The organism is Streptomyces sp. NPDC032745, from assembly GCF_055579465.1.
The window spans coordinates 247,711-261,802 of the sequence record NZ_JBVING010000003.1; the positions used below are offsets into that span (position 1 = coordinate 247,711).

A 14,092-nucleotide genomic window follows, 5' to 3' on the forward strand; every position below is an offset into this window, starting at 1 on the left:
ACTGCAGCCGAGACGAAGGCCCAGGGCGAAGGCGAGCCGCAGGCTGCGGCCGCCGCAAAGCCCGAGGCGGAAGCCGCGGTCGAACCGGAGACTGCAGCCGAGACGAAGGCCCAGGGCGAAGGCGAGCCGCAGGCTGCGGCCGCCGCAAAGCCCGAGGCGGAAGCCGCGGTCGAACCGGAGACTGCCGCCGAGCCGAAGGCCAAGGGCGAGCCGGAGGCTGCGGCCAAGGCCCAGCCCGCGGCCGGTGCCGAGGCCGAAGCCGAGGCTGAGACCGGTGCCGAGGCGCAGGCAGCGGCTGCCGGGGACGAGCCGGAGGCGTCGGCCGAAGGCGGCAGCGCCAAGTAGTCCGTCCGCAGAACGCGACGCCGGAACGGCCGGTCCCCGCTCAGGGGACCGGCCGTTCCGGCGTTCGGGGGCCCGGGGGCGCAGCCCCCGGTTTCGGGAAGGGGCGGGGTGGGGAGCAGGCCCCGCGCAGCGGCCGGCCCGGCCCCGGCCCCGGCCCGGTCAGGCCCGGTCGGCGCGGCCCCGCTTCAGCAGGGCGAAGCCCAGCCCCGCCGCCCCCACGGCAGCCATCCCCCCGCCGGCGGCAACGACCATCGGCGTGTCACCCGTAGAGGCCCCCTCCGCCCCCGCCTTCACGCCACCCTTGGGCACCACACGCTCCCCCGCCCCCACCTTCTTGGCGCCCGCGCCGACGCCCTCGGCGGTGTACTTCTCGATCAGCTTCCCGTCGAAGTCGTACACCCAGCTGCTCCCGCCGCCCTTCCCGTCGATGACGACGAACTTCACGCGCTTCCCGTCCTGGACGATCCGGTACGTCCAGCCGTCGTTCTGCGCGCTCGGGTGCTTCAGGTCGACCGTCCCGAGCAGGTTCCCGTTCCGCATCGAGATCTCGACGCGCTTGCCCTTCGGGCCGTCGATCAGCTTCGCGATCCGACCGTCCGGCATGGTGATCCGGACCGAACTCTCCCTCTTGACCTCGTGCTTCGGCTTCTCGACGGGCTTCGGCTTCTCCACCGGCCTCGGCTTCTGCTCCCCCTCCACCCACGAGGTCACGGTCCCGTTCGGCTGCAAGACGACGTGCAGGCCGTTGTTCTGCCCGTACGCCGGGGTGCCCCCCTTGCTGACCAGCGTGTCCAGCTTCGCCGACCCGGCGAAGACCTCAGCCTCGAAGTGGCCGTTGCCGATCTTGTAGACCTTGGCGATCGACCCGTCCGCGAGCTTGACCGTGGTCACAAAGACCCGGGTCGGCTTCTCCGGCTTGACCGGCGGCGTGGTCTGGTCGACCGTCGGGTCCACCGTCGGCAGTGTCGGGCCCACCGGGGGCACAGGGTCGGTCGGAGGAACCGGACCCGTCGGGTCCGTCGCGGGCTGCTCAACCCCGGGCAGAACCTCCGGCCCCGGCCCGGACGGCGAGTCCGCGAACGCGGACCCGACCGGGAGGGCCAGAACGGTGGCCGCGCCGGCGAAGACGGCGGCGGTACGAAGGGTGGTGCGGCGAGTGCTGCGCATGTGGGGGCTCTTCTCGTAGCTCGGTGCTCGATGCTCGGTGCTCTGTGCCCGGCGCTCGACGGCAAGTACTCATGGCTCGTCGGCGACAGACACGAAGCTACGGACCCGACATCTACGTAATCCGTAGGGAATGTAACGAACCACCACAGGCTCCCCGGCAACCAGGTAAACCAGACAATTAACCCCCCTCCCCCGCGGTGGGGACAGCCCCCCGGGGTTCCCCTAGGGGATGTCACAGGTCAGCCGCAAAGGGTGCTTATTCCGGCGGCCCGCCCACCACCGCTCCCGGGACCAGGTACGTTCGATCACGTGGCTGGATTCAGGATCGGACGCGGCAGGGACAACAACCGCGCTCCCCAACAACCCCCGCGGCAGCAGCCGTACGGTCAGCAGCAGGCGCCGTACGGCCAGCAGCCCTACCCTCCCCAGCAGCAGTGGCCTCAGCAGCCCGCCGCCGGAGGCCATGGCGAGCCCGAGTACTTCGACCCGTACGGACAGCCGTACGGACAGCAGCAGCCGCCTCCCCAAGGGCAGCAGCAGCCCCCGTACGGCCAGGGAGGCCCGGGCGGCGGCTCGTACGCGAACGACAACCCGGGGCACACCCAGGTCTTCGCGTACGGCGAGGACCCGTACAGTCAGGGCGCGACGTACCACGCGGGCGCCTCGGCGGCCGCGCCGACGGGCCCGCGGCTGCCGTGGAAGGAGCTGCTCCGCGGCATCGTGATGCGGCCGGGGCCGACCTTCCTGCAGATGCGCGACTACGCGGTCTGGGGCCCGGCGCTCATCGTGACGTTCCTGTACGGCCTGCTCGCGGTCTTCGGCCTCGACGACGCCCGCAAGGACGTCATGGACGCCACGCTCGCCAACGCCGTCCCGATCGTGCTCAGCGCGGGCGTGGCCTTCGTCATCTGCGGGCTGCTCCTGGGCGGCGTCACGCACACCCTGGCCCGCCAGCTGGGCGGCGACGGCGCGTGGCAGCCGACCGTGGGCCTGTCGATGCTGGTCATGTCCATCACGGACGCACCACGCCTGCTCTTCGCCGTGTTCCTGGGCGGGGACAACATGCTCGTGCAGGTGCTGGGCTGGGTCACCTGGCTGGCGGCCGGCGCCCTGTTCACCTCGCTCGTCAGCAAGTCGCACGACCTGCCGTGGCCGAAGGCGCTGGGCGCGTCCGCGATCCAGCTGGTCGCACTGCTGTCGATCATCAAGCTGGGCACGCTGTAGGCAAGCAGATACGAGGAGGGGCCCCGGCGCACGAGCGCCGGGGCCCCTCCTCGCGTCCCGTCCATCGGGACCGGGCGTCTAGGCGTCGAGAACCTGACCCTCACGCTTCACGACGGGCGGCTCGACCGACCACGGGAAGTTGATCCACTCGTCGGTCTTCTTCCACACGTACTCGCACTTCACGAGCGAGTGCGACTTCTCGTAGATCACGGCGGACCGGACCTCGGCGACGTGGCCCAGGCAGAAGTCGTGGACGAGCTTCAGCGTCTTCCCGGTGTCGGCCACGTCATCGGCGATGAGGACCTTCTTGTCGGTGAAGTCGATCGCCTCGGGCACGGGCGCCAGCATGACCGGCATCTCCAGCGTGGTCCCGACACCCGTGTAGAACTCGACGTTCACGAGGTGGATGTTCTTGCAGTCGAGCGCGTACGCCAGACCGCCGGCGACGAAGACGCCGCCGCGGGCGATGCTGAGGATGATGTCGGGCTCGTAGCCGTCGTCGGCGATGGTCTGCGCGAGCTCGCGGACGGCGCGTCCGAAGCCCTCGTAGTTCAGGTTCTCGCGTACTACGTCACTCATGCCTCGTGCCTCACCTGGGTGCGGTGGAAGTTCTGGAAGGAGCGCGAGGCCGTCGGGCCGCGCTGGCCCTGGTACCGCGATCCGTACCGCTCGCTCCCGTACGGGAACTCGGCGGGCGAGCTGAGCCGGAACATGCACAGCTGCCCGATCTTCATCCCGGGCCACAGCTTGATCGGGAGGGTGGCGAGGTTCGACAGCTCGAGCGTGACGTGCCCCGAGAACCCGGGGTCGATGAACCCGGCGGTCGAATGCGTCACCAGCCCCAGGCGGCCCAGGCTGGACTTCCCCTCCAGTCTGGAGGCGATGTCCTCGGGCAGCGAGATGACCTCGTACGTCGAGGCGAGTACGAACTCCCCCGGGTGCAGGATGAAGGCCTCGTCGCCCTCCGGCTCGACCATCCGGGTCAGATCCGGCTGCTCGGTGGCGGGGTCGATGTGGGCGTAGCGGTGGTTCTCGAACACCCGGAAGAAGCGGTCGAGACGTACATCGATGCTGGAGGGCTGCACCATCGATTCCTCGAACGGGTCGATGCGAACCCGTCCGCTGTCGATCTCGGCCCGGATGTCTTTGTCTGAGAGAAGCACATCCCGAGGATACGCAGTGCGCGCGGGCCTCCCGCAATCGAGAGCGGGCGCCCGCGCGCCTGTCGGACTATCGCTTGACGGCCGCACCGACGGGCACGGCATGCCTCAGCCGGGCACACCGCGGGCACCGCAGCAGCCGCCCGGGCCCGATCCGGCCGGCACCGAGGTGCTGCAGCGGGAACGAAGCGGTACTGAAAACGTGCCCTTCGGCACAACGGACGACGGTGTTCTCCATCGAGTCCCTTTCCCCAACCTGCTGTACTGCGACGAATCGCCACATTAGGGGATGATCGCGACCTGCTCCAGCCGCCACTCCAGCGGCCCTCGAGCACCACTGCGCACCCGTACGGTACGCCCCAACTCCCGCCCCCACGACCCTCGGTGCACCCCACACATGACGACGACCCCGCGGTCGATTCACCGGGGGTCGATCATGGGGTAGAGTGTGCAACGGTACCGATCCAGGCAACTGGAACGTTATGCGGATGTAGTTTAATGGTAGAACATGAGCTTCCCAAGCTTATAGCGCGGGTTCGATTCCCGTCATCCGCTCTTGAGAGAAGGCCCAGGTCAGCGACCTGGGCCTTCTTCGTTGTCTAGACCTCTCAGCACTCGCCGCGCCCTCCGCGTGCCCCAACTCGCGGGAATCGCCTGCTCGGAGGCGTCGCGGCGCACCACATCCGCCACCTCAAGCCCAGGCAGTCTCGAATCACGAGACGCCCTTCGTGCGACCTGCACCACAACCGGGGCTCCTCAGTGTGAATTCGCTTCCACAAAGCCACCGTTGAGGGCGAGCGGGATAGTGGGCGGGCAGGGCGGGCGGTCGATTGGGGAGCGGGGCAGTCCGGACCGGGCCCGTGCCGTATCGATATTGCGGATCACGTGCTGCGCTGGTCGCGGGTGTCCTGGCGGAGCTGGTCGGTGTGGCGGGTCAGGGCGTCGATGCGCTCGGCAAGTTCGGCGTCTTCGGGCCGCAGATGGGGCCGGGTGTCGGTCAGGGGACGGACGAGACGGGCGGCGTCATTGTCGGCCAGGGCCAGATTCAGGTCGCCGACGGCGCCCTGCGCACTGGCGGGCAGGCCGGTGAGGGAGGTGACCTGGCCGGCGAGTCGGCGCAGGTCGGCCGCGTTGTCGCGGGCCCAGGCGGTCACGGTGCGGTCGGCGGCTCGGGTGTCGCGGGTGGCTTGGACGCGCTGGTCGCCGGTGCTTCCGACGGTGCCGGGGCGCAGTCGCAGGTAACGGCGTTCGGCGGCCTGGCGGCTGGCGACCCCGAGGGGGCCGGCGAGGTCAGCCCAGCTCGCACCCTGGCCGCGGGCGGTTTCAATCAGTCCGCTCTCCCAGCCCGCGAGCTGCTCGCGGACCTCGCGCAGCATCAGCAGTGCGGCCAGAGCCGGATGCGGGCCGGAATCCGTCGTGGGCGCCGCGTTGCCCGTAGACGTGGTCGCGTGGGGTTGCTGCGCGTCCTTGACGGCCCGGTTGATGGTCTCCAGTGCCGCAGCGGCGGCCAGGAAGGGGACCGGTGCGGTCGGCTCGGCGGCCTCGTTCATGACACTCTCCGTCGCTGTCATCCTCCAGATGACTCCTTGCTTGTCATCGTTTCGATGACATGTTACAACGGGAGCACGTTGAAGCGCATTGGCAGTTCCTGCCTGAACCAACTGGAGGTGTTTCGCGATGTTGATGCGCACTGACCCGTTCCGCGAGATGGACCGGATCGTTCAGCAGCTCTCGGGTGCATCGGGCACATGGTCGAAGCCGTCCGTGATGCCGATGGACGCCTACCGCCAGGGCGACGCGTACGTGATCGCCTTCGACCTGCCCGGAGTGAGCACCGAGGCGATCGACATCGACGTCGAGCGGAACATGCTGACCGTGAAGGCCGAGCGCCGGCCCGCGGAGAAGTCCGACGGCGTGCAGATGGAGCTCTCCGAGCGGCCGCTGGGCGTCTTCTCCCGCCAGATCATGCTGGCCGACACACTCGACACCGAGCGCATCGAAGCCGACTACGACGCGGGTGTCCTGACCCTGCGGATCCCGATCGCCGAGCGCGCCAAGCCGCGGAAGATCAGCATCGGCGGCGAGTCCGGCCGCAAGCAGATCTCCGGCTGAAAAGCCCGGCACCAGCGGCGGAGGACGGGGAACCGATTCCCCCTCCGGCACCCCGTCCTCCGCACCCTCGCCCCTTCACCCCCATCCGGAGGTGACGTGATGACGATGCGCCGGGAGGCGTTCCTGGACCACGTCCAGGAACGCGGCGAGTATCAGACTCGGGAGGAGGCCGAACGGGCAGCCCGTGTCGTCCTGGCCCTGCTGGGCGCACACCTGGTCGGCACCGTGCGGGCCGAGCTCGCCGCCCGGCTCCCCGAGACGTACGCCCTGATCCTCCTCAACCCCCTGCAGGCCGCCGAACCGCTCTCACCCGAACGCTTCATCCGCGCGACTGCGGCCTGGATCGAAGGCGCCACCGAGAAGACGGCCCTGTGGGACATCGGCGCGGTCCTCTCCACCGTGGCCGCCGCGGCGGGAGACGTCCTCATGCGCGAGGTCCTGCTGCAGCTCCCGCCCGGCTACGACCTCCTCTTCGGCCACCCCCAGCCCACCTGACCGCGGCCGGCATGAACCGAGCCCTCGAAGAGAAAGGCAACCTCAGCACCATGTACGACCAGCCTCGAGCGAACCCGTCCCTCGCGGCCATGACGTTCGACCAGATGCTGGAGCGCGTGCGCTACGAAGGCGCCTATCCCACCCGCGAACGCGCCGAGGAAGCCGTCCGCGCTGTCCTGGCCGCCCTCGGCCGGCAGATCACCGGAGACGAACGCGTCGACCTCGCGCAGTGCCTGCCCGTCGAGGCCGCCCTCACCCTGACCGCCCAGATCCCCGACACCGAACAACTCACCGGCTGGGGCTTCGTCAAAGACCTGGCCGCCCGCACCGGGGGCACCCCGGCCACCGCGCGCTGGGACACCGGCGCCGTACTCGCCGTCGTCTCCCGGCTCGCAGGCCCCGACCTCCTGCCCCGAATCCTCCACCAGCTTCCCGGCGGCTACGCACTCCTCTTCGGCCAGGCAGAACTGCGGCAGCCCCAGCCCGCCGCCCAATCCCGCCCCACCCCGTTCCAGGACTTCCGCAATGCCTGACCGCAGGGGCGGGGCGCCGCTGTCGGCACACCCCCTACACGAGTGAAGGCCCGACCGGCTCGTCCCGGTCGGGCCCTCACCTCTGTGAGGGCGGGTTCTGGTCGTAGTGGCGGGTCAGTGGTCGGAGTAGCTGAAGTCGCCCACGGTCCAGGCGCTGACATCCTCGATCGAGACGCGGTACATCCCGCCCGTCTCCGGGATGCCCACGGTTCCCTGCAAGATCCGCGCCACGTGAAAGTGCAGATGCGTGGGCGGCGCCTCCATACGCGGCATGGCGGTGAACACGGCGGAGAACTCGCCCAGACGGGCGGAATCCGTCAGCACCTCCGACACCCGCTGCCTCCACACGGCTTCGGGAGCCAGCCGACCGGTGATGACAGCACCGCCGGTGACCACGGTCAGGGACATCTGGTTGCTCTGCCCGGACTCCACCAGGGCGGCGACGTTCACGAGCAGCTCGTCAGGCTTCGACATGGAAGCCGACTCTATTCCTCGCCCCACCCTGGCGGCCCGGCGCCTGCGATCCGTGCACTCAGCCCGCTGAGGCGCTGGGGCGGCTGGAGGCGGTAGCACCTGCCGGCTGCCCAGCGCGCGGATGCAGGGCTGCGTTCGACCCCGATTACCTCCTCGTCGAACACACGAAAATCTATGATGGCCACAGTAGACATTCGATTGCGGCATGGCTATGGTTTCTCTCGTAGCCAAGATCGAGCAAGGCCCGGAGAGACGAACTGCCGGGCATCAGTTCACGCAGTGCGCAGGGCGGTGCGGTGGTGGAGTTCCGAAGCCAGAGCAGTTGCAGGACGGCGACGGGACTGACGACCGGACCGGGCGGCCCGCAGTGATCAGGGGCTGCCACGAGCAGTACCGCAGTTGACGCAGTGGCGGTTCAGTAAGTGCAGTTCGCAGTACCAGCAGTGCAGTCAGTGAGCGGTACCTCGGTAAAGGCGTCGGCTGCGGGCGCGCGTACCGGGAAGTTCGGCAGTGGGGTTCCAAGCCAGAGCAGACGCAGGATGGGCGACGGGGCTGGCTGCCGGAAAGTGGCGCTACGGCAGGCCACTGAGCAGTTCGCATCAACAGCAGTACGTAGTCCCCCGTTTGGCAAGTGATCGGTCCAGAGGGAAGAACGGAGGAGTTGACCGCCATCAGGATCGCCCGGGTCGAAGGCTGAGCCCGGGTACCGCAGGACATCGATAGTGAGGTGGTCTCCGGTCAAGCAACCGCGATCCCCGCGCCCCCGGCCGAGTGCAGGTCAGGCCCGCGGAAACAGAAGGCCGACGCAGTACTAGGGTCGGCAGATGGTGTAGCAGTTCCTTCGGGGCCCTGGTGCCGTACGGCACCAGGGCCCCTCCACGCGTTCCACAGAGAGAGGTGCAAATGACAGCACACGAATCGTTCGACGATCGTCTCGACGACGACGACTACCCCGCTTACACCATGGGCCGGGCCGCAGCCATGCTAGGCACCACCCAAAGCTTCCTCCGCGCCATCGGAGAAGCCCGCCTCATCACCCCGCTCCGCTCAGAGGGCGGACACCGCCGCTACTCCCGTTACCAGCTGCGCATCGCCGCCCGCGCGCGAGAGCTCGTCGACCAGGGCACCCCCATCGAGGCTGCCTGTCGCATCGTCATCCTCGAAGACCAGCTCGCGGAAGCCCAGCGCATCAACGCCGAATACCGCCGCACCACCGAAACACCCAATCCACCATCCGCAGTGTGACGACTGCGCCTACGAGCCAAGGATGCCGTGGGCCGGGGCGTTTCACAGCGGGAGCGACCGAGGCCGTGTGCCGTACCCCGGCCGCCGGACCCGGCCGAACGGCACACGCAGCCAAACTCAGAGCGGTGGGCGAGGGAGGCGCGCAGTCCTTCCCACCCACCCGTCGTCAGGCGCCCCTCGCCGGCCTCTTCACCAACCCCTTGTCGCGGGCGGCGCGCACTCTGGCGTCGATGCCCTCGGCGACCTCCTGCTGACGCTCGTCGTCGGAGTGCTGGTAGATCATTGCGGCCTTCTCCGAGGACTGGCCGGCGCGGACCATCGTGTCCTTGAGCGTCGCGCTGGACTGGGTGGAGAGGGTGTGGCCGGTGTGGCGCAGGTCGTAGAAGCGGAAGTCCTTCGGCAGGCCGACCTTCGCGCGGGCCTTGGCCCACTTCCGGCCGAAGGTCGTGCGCCGCAACGGCGCCCCCTTCTCCCCCACGAACAGCAGGCCGTCGGGCTCCTTCTCCGCGAACCAGTCCAGGTGCCGCTTGACCTCCATGTAGAGGAAGGCCGGCAGGTGGATGGTGCGGACGCCCGCCGCAGACTTCGTGTCGCCCTCGAGGCGGCGGCCGGTGTTCAGTTCCGGGGCAGCCTCGGTGATCCGTACGGCCAGGGGGTCCAGAGTGACCGAGGTCCGCCGCAGGGCCGCCTGCTCCTCCGGACGCATAGGCCCGTAGGCGCAGAAGTAGACCATCAGCCGCCAGCGCGGGCCCATGGCCTCGGCGAGTTCGTCGACCTGGGCGACGGTCGCGGTCGAGCGCTCCTTGGCCTGCTCGCTTCCGGCGCCCCTGATGCGGCACGGGTTGCGGCGGATCAGCTCGGCCGCCGCTCGGCCTCAGAAACCGCGGGCAAGGCCAGCAACGATGGGCATGCCACCAGGGCCGGCTCATCTCAGTGCCGGCCCTGGCGATGTGTTGACGCGTCGAAGGCTCAGCGCGTTGCCTCGCCTCCGAGGGTTCCGGCGCTGATGGCGCCCCGCAGGACGTGGGCGATCTCCTCGGGCTTGAGGTCGATGCCGTCGAGGCCCTCGACGGTCAGCGGGATCTCCTCCAGCGCGTACTGGCCGCGGCCCTCGGCGCTGAACTCGGGACCGGTGCGGTCGTCGAAGGACCAGGTCGTGATGCGGGCGAGATAGAAGAGCTGACGCTCCTCGTCGGACTCCATCGTGTGGAGGAGGCGGATGATGTCGGCCTTCCCCGCGATCTCCTCGTGGATCTCCCTGTGGAGGGCGGCCTCCCGGGACTCGTCGTCGGCCTCGACGCCGCCACCGGGGAGCACCCAGTACTCGGGGATGTCTGGCTTCGTGCGGCGGATGACCAGCATCGTGTCGTCAGCGGTGACGAGGACGGCGCGGACTCGTTCCTTCATTTCGGTCTGTCTCCTTGCTTGTTGGCGTCTCAGTGCAGCAGCCAGCCGCCGTCGACGTGGACGGATTGCCCAGTGATGAACGACGCGGAGGGACCCACGAGGAACGCGACCAGGGCCGCGACATCCTCGGACCGTCCACGGCGGGGGGACGCACTGGCGCTTGATCTGGTCCTCCGGACGCGCAAGGTGCTGGGCGGGGATGGTGTTCTCCGCCTCGACCTGGATGGCGCCGGCCATGACCGTGTTGACGCAGACCCCGTACGGACCCAGTTCGCGGGCGACGGAGCGGGTGAGGCCGAGGAGGTCGGCCTTCGCAGTGCTGTACGCGACCAGGTTCGTGCGACCAGCCCGGGCGTTGACGCTGCCGATGTTCACGATCCGTCCCCAGCGGCGTTCGATCATGCCGGGGGTCACCGCGTGGCAGGTGCGGTAGTGGGCGGTGAGGTTCACGTCGAGGGAGTAGTTCCAGGCGGCCTCGTCGGTGTCCTGCCAGGGGACGCGGGGGTAGGAACCGGCGTTGTTCACGAGGATGTCGATGGGCCCGATTTCGGCCCGGACGAGGTCGACCATGGTCTGGACGGCGCCGGGGTCGGTGAGGTCGGCGTTTGCCGCGATGCCGGGGCTGCCATCACGCTCGAAGGCGGCGAGGAGGGCGTGGGCGTCGGAGTCCTGACCGAGGTGGTTGACCGCGACCGTCGCGCCGGCGACGGCGAGCGCGCGTCCGATCTCGGCGCCGATGCCGGTGGCGCCGCCGGTGACGAGGGCGGTGCGGCCCTGGAGCGGGCGGACCTGGGGAGGGGTCTCAAGCAGGGGCAGGGACATGGCTGCTCCGTTCGCCAGAGTGGGGGTGAGGGGCCGGTGTGGTGCTGAGGAAGGTGTCGACCGTCGTGATCGGCGCGTTCCTCGACCTGCACATGGCACAGATCGAGCGCATGCGCGGTGACCTGACCATGAAACGGATCAAAGACGGTTGACAAGCTGGCGCGGCCGGTCCGTCGAGCCGCTCGTCCGCGAATCGCTTGCACGCCTGCTTCCCGACGGGGAGCTGCCCGCTGCCCCGGCCATCGGCGGATCATCCGCTCCATGACGGCGACCTCCCGATGCCGCTCGAGGTTCGAGTGCTGGTAGATCATGGCCGCCTTCCCCGAGGACTGGCCGGCCCGCACCATCGTGTCCTTCAGCCCCACGAACAGCAGCCCGTCCGGCTTTTGGTCCGCGTACAGATACTTGTGCAGCTTGGGATCACCCCGCATGAACTCCGGCAGGACGATGAACCGCTTAGCTGCCTCGGACTTGGTCGCGCCCGGCGCCCGCTTCCCGGTATTCAGCCCGGGCTCGGCGGACCGCACCCAGACGCCGACATCGTGATCGACGGAGGTGCAGCCTCAGGAGCCGCCGGTGAGTTCGTCGGTCGTGGCAGCGAGCCCCCACTCGTCCACCCACTGAAGGGCGTACTCCCGGAAGTTGACCGCACCCGTGTCCCGGTCGCGCCAACCCCTCCTTCTTGGTCTCGGTCTGCTGCTCGGCGAGCCAGTCGTCCACGTCCCGCGACATCGCGTACGACGCAGGAACCTCTGCCTGCCGGGCCGAGCAAAAGCCCGGGGCGCCTAGGATCGCGAGCATGGCCCTGATCATGAGCGACGTGGACCGGTTCGAGACTGCCAGGCCCCGGCTGGAGGCCATTGCCTACCGGCTGCTCGGCTCGGCGAGTGAGGCGGAGGACGCCGTGCAGGAGACGTTCCTGCGCTGGCAGGCGGCCGACGTCGAGCGGATCGAGGTGCCTGAGGCCTGGCTGACGAAGGTCCTCACCAACTGGTGCCTCAACATGCTCACTTCGGCACGCGCCCGGCGCGAGACGTACGTGGGGAGGTGGCTCCCCGAGCCGCTGCTCGCCGGGGACCCGATGCTCGGCCCGGCCGACACCGCCGAGCAGCGCGAGTCGGTGTCGTACGCCGTCCTCGTCCTGCTGGAGCGCCTGTCGCCGGGCGAGCGGGCGGTGTACGTGCTGCGCGAGGCCTTCGAGTACCCGCACCGGGAGATCGCCGAGATCCTGGAGATCACCGAGACCGCCAGCCAGCAGATCTACCACCGGGCCAAGAAGCACGTCGCGGACGGCACGGCACGCACCGACATCGACGCGGCCGCCGCCCGGAGGATCGTCGAGGAGTTCCTGGCCGCGGCGACCAGTGGCCGTACCGAACCCCTCGTACGCCTGCTCACCCAGGACGCCGTCTCGGTCGGCGACGGCGGCGGGAAGGTCCCGGCCCGCGCGAAGGCGTTCGAGGGCGCGCTCGCGGTCGCCACGTTCATGCGCGGCCTGTTCAAGCCCAGCGCGGCCAAGCGGGCCCATGTCGGCGGCGCGCCCGGGATCTACGCCACGACCGCGAACGGCGGGCCCGCCATCGTGGCTGTCGTGGACGGCCGGGTCGTCGCGATCACCTGCCTGGAGGTCACCGCGGAGGGCATCGCCGCGGTCCGCAACCAGGTCAACCCCGACAAGCTCGTCCGCGCGACCGAGCAGTGGGCCGCTGCGGACCACGGGGAGGCCCCGCTCCACACCCTCTGAGGGTGTGTGGCGCAGGTCACACTTCGATCCTGTCAGGAAACGCGGGGCTGCCCGGTTCAAGGGGCGAAACCACGCCGGACAACGGCGGCCCCGCCCAGACAGGAGCACGGACATGCAGCACCGAATCGTCGTCCTCGGAGCCGGCTACACCGGTGCGGTCGCCGCCGGCCGCCTCGCCAGGCGACTGCACCGCGAGGACGTAACCATCACCCTCGTCAGCCCCGAGCCCGACTTCGTCGAGCGCGTCCGGCTGCACCAGCTCGCGGCCGGCCAGGACCTCAAGCCCCGGCCGTTCGGCGAGATGTTCGCGGGCACGGGTGTGGAGCTGAAGCTCGCGAAGGTCACCGCCGTCGACGTGGACCGCAAGACCGTGGTGGTCACCGCCGCGAACGGCCCCGAGCGGGAGGAACTGGAGTACGACACCTTGATCTACGCCCTCGGCAGCGGCTGGAACGACGGGGGCGTCCCCGGCGCCACCACGCACGCCCACGAGATCTCCAGCCGCCCCGGCGCCCTCCGCCTTCGCGATCGCCTGGCCGCGCTGGACGCCGGCCGGCCCGTGGTCGTGGTCGGCGGCGGCCTGACCGGCCTGGAGGCCGCGACCGAGATCGCCGAGGCTCGTCCGGACCTCGACGTCTCCCTGGCCGCCCGCGGCGCCCTCGGCGACTGGCTCTCGGAGAAGGGCCGCGCCCACCTGCGGAAGGTCGTGGACGAGCTCGGCATCACGGTCCACGAACACACCGCGGTCACCGCCGTGGAGGCGGACGGTGTGACGGCGGCCCACGGCCGGACCATCCCCGCCGAGGTCACGGTCTGGACCACCGGCTTCGCCGTCCACCCGATCGCCCGGGCCACCGCCCTGGAGCTCGCCGACGACGGCCGGATCGTGGTCGACACCACGATGCGCTCGGTCTCCCACCCGGACGTGTACGCCGTGGGCGACGCGGCGATGGCGATGGGCCCGGGCGACATGCCCCTGCGCATGTCCTGCGCCTCGGGCGTCCCCATGGCCTGGCAGGCCGCCGACGCCATCGCGGCCCGGCTCGCCGGTGCCAAGGTTCCCGAGGTCGCCATCCACTACTCCAAGCAGTGCATCTCCCTCGGCCGCAAGGAGGGCCTGATCCAGTTCGTCACCGCCGACGACCGAGCGGTCGACAAGGCCATGACGGGCCGCGTGGCCGTCCTCTTCAAGGAACTGATCTGCAAGGCAGCGGCCTGGAGCGTCGCCAACCCGACGGCGGGCATGCCGTCCCGGCGCCGGCGTGTCGTACGGCAGGAGACCCTGAGCGGTGCACGGGTGGAGGCTGCGGCCTGACCTCGCCGTGGCCGAACTGCGAGCACCGGCTGACGTGGTGCACGGCATC

At 69.8% G+C, this 14,092-nt stretch carries 13 protein-coding genes, 1 tRNA gene and 4 pseudogenes; 10 read left to right on the forward strand and 8 right to left on the reverse strand.

The window, feature by feature from the left end; translation table 11 throughout:
- Positions 1-345 (forward strand): annotated as a pseudogene (locus ACZ5WG_RS08945) (VWA domain-containing protein); the annotation flags it as partial.
- A 159-nt stretch (positions 346-504) separates the two neighbouring features.
- Here ACZ5WG_RS08945 and ACZ5WG_RS08950 read toward each other — a convergent pair.
- On the reverse strand, positions 505-1,512 hold the full coding sequence (locus ACZ5WG_RS08950; RefSeq protein WP_468721751.1) for a hypothetical protein: 1,008 nt from the start codon (positions 1,510-1,512) through the stop codon (positions 505-507).
- 309 nt (positions 1,513-1,821) lie between these two features.
- On the opposite strand from ACZ5WG_RS08950, the gene ACZ5WG_RS08955 reads away from it, so the two are divergent.
- Positions 1,822-2,736, forward strand: coding sequence for a Yip1 family protein (locus ACZ5WG_RS08955; RefSeq protein ID WP_468721752.1), 915 nt, complete (start codon positions 1,822-1,824; stop codon positions 2,734-2,736).
- 78 nt (positions 2,737-2,814) lie between these two features.
- Here the strand turns inward: ACZ5WG_RS08955 and ACZ5WG_RS08960 are convergent, their stop codons facing one another.
- Together ACZ5WG_RS08960 and dcd are read right to left on the reverse strand one after the other, a co-directional pair.
- Positions 2,815-3,315, reverse strand: a complete 501-nt coding sequence (locus ACZ5WG_RS08960; RefSeq protein WP_030152914.1) for a phosphoribosyltransferase — start codon at positions 3,313-3,315, stop codon at positions 2,815-2,817.
- A complete protein-coding gene (dcd, locus tag ACZ5WG_RS08965; RefSeq protein ID WP_352216878.1) occupies positions 3,312-3,899 on the reverse strand; it encodes a dCTP deaminase in 588 nt (195 codons plus the stop codon). The genes ACZ5WG_RS08960 and dcd overlap by 4 nt, the downstream gene beginning before the upstream one ends.
- 481 nt (positions 3,900-4,380) lie before the next feature.
- Here dcd and ACZ5WG_RS08970 point away from each other — a divergent pair.
- Positions 4,381-4,451 (forward strand) — tRNA-Gly (locus ACZ5WG_RS08970).
- A gap of 326 nt (positions 4,452-4,777) precedes the next feature.
- Here the strand turns inward: ACZ5WG_RS08970 and ACZ5WG_RS08975 are convergent.
- Positions 4,778-5,446 (reverse strand): HSP18 transcriptional regulator, encoded by a 669-nt coding sequence (locus ACZ5WG_RS08975; protein WP_468722270.1) that lies wholly within the window; start codon positions 5,444-5,446, stop codon positions 4,778-4,780.
- A 127-nt stretch (positions 5,447-5,573) separates the two neighbouring features.
- On the opposite strand from ACZ5WG_RS08975, the gene ACZ5WG_RS08980 reads away from it, so the two are divergent.
- The 3 genes from ACZ5WG_RS08980 (at position 5,574) to ACZ5WG_RS08990 (ending at position 7,036) form a co-directional block, all read left to right on the forward strand.
- On the forward strand, positions 5,574-6,008 hold the full coding sequence (locus ACZ5WG_RS08980) for an Hsp20/alpha crystallin family protein (RefSeq protein ID WP_030152943.1): 435 nt from the start codon (positions 5,574-5,576) through the stop codon (positions 6,006-6,008).
- A gap of 99 nt (positions 6,009-6,107) precedes the next feature.
- Positions 6,108-6,503, forward strand: coding sequence for a DUF2267 domain-containing protein (locus ACZ5WG_RS08985; protein ID WP_393744835.1), 396 nt, complete (start codon positions 6,108-6,110; stop codon positions 6,501-6,503).
- A 50-nt stretch (positions 6,504-6,553) separates the two neighbouring features.
- Positions 6,554-7,036 carry a DUF2267 domain-containing protein gene (locus ACZ5WG_RS08990; protein ID WP_468721754.1) on the forward strand — a complete coding sequence of 161 codons (483 nt, stop codon included), beginning with the start codon at positions 6,554-6,556 and terminating at the stop codon, positions 7,034-7,036.
- Positions 7,037-7,150: 114 nt separating this feature from the next.
- Here the strand turns inward: ACZ5WG_RS08990 and ACZ5WG_RS08995 are convergent, their stop codons facing one another.
- On the reverse strand, positions 7,151-7,510 hold the full coding sequence (locus ACZ5WG_RS08995) for a hypothetical protein (RefSeq protein ID WP_468721756.1): 360 nt from the start codon (positions 7,508-7,510) through the stop codon (positions 7,151-7,153).
- A gap of 903 nt (positions 7,511-8,413) precedes the next feature.
- On the opposite strand from ACZ5WG_RS08995, the gene ACZ5WG_RS09000 reads away from it, so the two are divergent.
- Entirely contained in the window at positions 8,414-8,755 is a 342-nt protein-coding gene (locus ACZ5WG_RS09000) for a MerR family transcriptional regulator (protein ID WP_468721757.1), read from the forward strand.
- Positions 8,756-8,921: 166 nt separating this feature from the next.
- On the opposite strand, the pseudogene ACZ5WG_RS09005 reads toward ACZ5WG_RS09000, so the two are convergent.
- From ACZ5WG_RS09005 to ACZ5WG_RS09015, 3 genes and pseudogenes are all read right to left on the reverse strand, one after another.
- Positions 8,922-9,614 (reverse strand): annotated as a pseudogene (locus ACZ5WG_RS09005) (tyrosine-type recombinase/integrase); the annotation flags it as partial.
- Positions 9,615-9,724: 110 nt separating this feature from the next.
- The gene (locus tag ACZ5WG_RS09010) at positions 9,725-10,162 is read right to left on the reverse strand and encodes an NUDIX hydrolase (RefSeq protein ID WP_468722271.1); all 438 of its coding nucleotides are present in this window, start codon (positions 10,160-10,162) and stop codon (positions 9,725-9,727) included.
- A 249-nt stretch (positions 10,163-10,411) separates the two neighbouring features.
- Positions 10,412-10,984: pseudogene (locus tag ACZ5WG_RS09015) on the reverse strand (SDR family NAD(P)-dependent oxidoreductase); the annotation flags it as partial.
- 74 nt (positions 10,985-11,058) lie between these two features.
- On the opposite strand from ACZ5WG_RS09015, the pseudogene ACZ5WG_RS09020 reads away from it, so the two are divergent.
- The 3 genes and pseudogenes from ACZ5WG_RS09020 to ACZ5WG_RS09030 all read left to right on the forward strand — a co-directional run.
- Positions 11,059-11,234 (forward strand): annotated as a pseudogene (locus ACZ5WG_RS09020) (ATP-binding protein); the annotation flags it as partial.
- Positions 11,235-11,783: 549 nt separating this feature from the next.
- A complete protein-coding gene (sigJ, locus tag ACZ5WG_RS09025) occupies positions 11,784-12,728 on the forward strand; it encodes an RNA polymerase sigma factor SigJ (protein WP_468721759.1) in 945 nt (314 codons plus the stop codon).
- Positions 12,729-12,840: 112 nt separating this feature from the next.
- The gene (locus ACZ5WG_RS09030) at positions 12,841-14,043 is read left to right on the forward strand and encodes an NAD(P)/FAD-dependent oxidoreductase (protein WP_468721760.1); all 1,203 of its coding nucleotides are present in this window, start codon (positions 12,841-12,843) and stop codon (positions 14,041-14,043) included.
- The last annotated feature ends 49 nt before the right edge of the window (positions 14,044-14,092 follow it).

Excerpts from the sequence above, each read along its gene's own strand:
- ACZ5WG_RS08995 (WP_468721756.1), bottom strand. The coding sequence starts at position 7,510 with ATGTCGAAGCCTGACGAGCTGCTCGTGAACGTCGCCGCCCTGGTGGAG.
- ACZ5WG_RS09030 (WP_468721760.1), top strand. The coding sequence starts at position 12,841 with ATGCAGCACCGAATCGTCGTCCTCGGAGCCGGCTACACCGGTGCGGTC.
- sigJ (WP_468721759.1), top strand. The coding sequence starts at position 11,784 with ATGGCCCTGATCATGAGCGACGTGGACCGGTTCGAGACTGCCAGGCCC.
- ACZ5WG_RS08985 (WP_393744835.1), top strand. The coding sequence starts at position 6,108 with ATGACGATGCGCCGGGAGGCGTTCCTGGACCACGTCCAGGAACGCGGC.
- ACZ5WG_RS08990 (WP_468721754.1), top strand. The coding sequence starts at position 6,554 with ATGTACGACCAGCCTCGAGCGAACCCGTCCCTCGCGGCCATGACGTTC.
- ACZ5WG_RS08950 (WP_468721751.1), bottom strand. The coding sequence starts at position 1,512 with ATGCGCAGCACTCGCCGCACCACCCTTCGTACCGCCGCCGTCTTCGCC.
- ACZ5WG_RS09000 (WP_468721757.1), top strand. The coding sequence starts at position 8,414 with ATGACAGCACACGAATCGTTCGACGATCGTCTCGACGACGACGACTAC.
- ACZ5WG_RS08960 (WP_030152914.1), bottom strand. The coding sequence starts at position 3,315 with ATGAGTGACGTAGTACGCGAGAACCTGAACTACGAGGGCTTCGGACGC.
- ACZ5WG_RS08980 (WP_030152943.1), top strand. The coding sequence starts at position 5,574 with ATGTTGATGCGCACTGACCCGTTCCGCGAGATGGACCGGATCGTTCAG.
- ACZ5WG_RS09010 (WP_468722271.1), bottom strand. The coding sequence starts at position 10,162 with ATGAAGGAACGAGTCCGCGCCGTCCTCGTCACCGCTGACGACACGATG.
- ACZ5WG_RS08975 (WP_468722270.1), bottom strand. The coding sequence starts at position 5,446 with ATGAACGAGGCCGCCGAGCCGACCGCACCGGTCCCCTTCCTGGCCGCC.